General features: G+C 77.8%; 1 protein-coding gene. It reads left to right on the top strand.

Annotation, left to right across the window (positions count from 1 at the left end):
* On the top strand, nucleotides 1–2019 hold a 2019-nt coding region (locus AB0J52_RS37955), incomplete at both ends, for an SDR family NAD(P)-dependent oxidoreductase (protein ID WP_500187830.1).

Below are 2019 nucleotides of genomic sequence, written 5' to 3' on the forward strand. Positions count from 1 at the left end.
ACGGCGACCCGGCCCGCCGCCGGGCCCGCCGCCGGTCCCGGCGGCGCGGAGGAGGCGGGCGGTGCGGAGACGGCCGGTCCGGCGAAGGGCGGCGCGCTGGCGATCCTGCGCGGGCTCGCCGCCGAGCGCGCCGAGCTGCCCGCCGAGACCGTCGGCGACGGCAGCCGCCTGCTGGACGACCTGCACCTCAGCTCCATCACCGTCGGCCAGATCATGAACCAGGCGGCGCTCGCCCTCGGCGTGAAGCCCGGCAGCGCCCCGACCAACTTCGCCACCGCCACCCTCGCCGAGCTCGCCGAGGTCCTCGACGGCCTCGCCGGATCGGGCGGCGGCGCGCCGGAGACGCCGGTCGTCACCGGCGCGGCGTCCTGGGTGCGGGCCTTCTCGGTCGACCTGGACGAGGCGCCCCTCCCGGCCGCGCCGGACGAGGCGTCCGCCGGGGAGCCCGGGCTGTGGCAGGTGTTCGCGCCGGACGGCCACCCGTTCGCCGCGCCGCTCGCGCGGGCGCTGCGGGAGGCGCGGATCGGCGGGGGCGTGCTGGTCTGCCTCCCGCCGGACTGCACCGAGGCCGACCTCGGGCTCGTCCTCGACGGCGCGAAGACCGCGCTCGGCGGATCGCGGTTCGTGCTCGTTCAGCAGGGGCGCGGCGCGGCGGCGATCGCCAAGACGCTGCGCCTGGAGGACCCGAACGTCAAGGTCACCGTCGTGACGGTCCCGCAGAACGCGGGCGCTGACGCCGACCCGGACGCGGGCGCGGACTCCGGCGCCTCCGTCGTGCCGTGGGTGGTGGCCGAGGCTGCGGCGACCAGCGGGTTCAGCGAGGTCCGGTACGGCGCGGACGGGGTGCGGCGCGTGCCGACGCTGCGTCCGATGCCGGTCCGGAACGCGCGGTCGTCCGCCCCGCTCGGCGCGGACGACGTCGTGCTGGTCACCGGCGGCGGCAAGGGGATCACGGCCGAGTGCGCGCTCGCGCTCGCCGAGGACACCGGGGCGGCGCTCGCCGTCCTCGGCCGCTCCGACCCGGACGCCGACGCCGAGCTGGCCGCGAACCTCGCGCGGATGACCGAGCGCGGCCTGCGGGTCCGGTACGTCCGGGCGGACGTGACCGACACCGCCGCCGTCCGCGCGGCCGTCGCCGAGACCGAGCGCGAACTCGGCCCGGTGACCGGCGTGCTGCACGGGGCCGGACGCAACGAGCCCGCAGCGCTCCACAGCCTGGACGAGACCGCGCTGCGCGGCGCGCTCGCCCCGAAGGTCGGCGGGCTCCAGGCCGTCCTGGAGGCCCTGGACACCGGGCGGCTGCGGCTGCTGGTCACCTTCGGCAGCATCATCGGCCGCGCCGGGCTCGCCGGGGAGGCGCACTACGCGCTCGCCAACGAGTGGCTCGCCGAGCTCACCGAGGCGGTCGCCGGCTGGCACCCGGACTGCCGCTGCCTCTGCATGGAGTGGTCGGTCTGGTCGGGCGTCGGGATGGGCGAGCGGCTGTCGGTCGTCGAATCCCTCGCCCGGGACGGGATCACCGCGATCCCGCCGGACCGGGGCGTCGCGCTCATGCGCCGCCTGCTCGCCGACCCGGACGCCCCGCCGGTGGTCGTGGTCAGCGGCCGCACCGGACGCGTCGACACCGTCCGGCGCGCTGCGGCCGAGCTGCCGCTGCTGCGCTTCCTCGGCCGCCCGCTCGTCCACTACCCGGGCGTCGAGCTGGTCACCGAGGTCGAGCTGAACGCGGGCACCGACCACTACCTCGCCGACCACCTGCTGGACGGCAACCTGCTGCTGCCCGCCGTGTTCGGGATGGAGGCGATGGTCCAGGCCGGCACCGCCGCCGCCGGGCGCACCGACCTGCCGGTGATCGAGGCCGCCGAGTTCGAGCGCCCGGTCGTGGTGCCGCCGGACGGGACCACCGTCGTCCGGGTCGCGGCGGCCGTCACCGGGGACGGCGTCGTGGAGGTCGCGCTGCGCAGCGCCGAGACCGGCTTCGCCGCCGACCACTTCCGCGCCCGGCTCCGCTTCGACGCC

It is taken from the genome of Spirillospora sp. NPDC049652 (genome assembly GCF_040675125.1).
GTDB lineage: Bacteria > Actinomycetota > Actinomycetes > Streptosporangiales > Streptosporangiaceae > Spirillospora.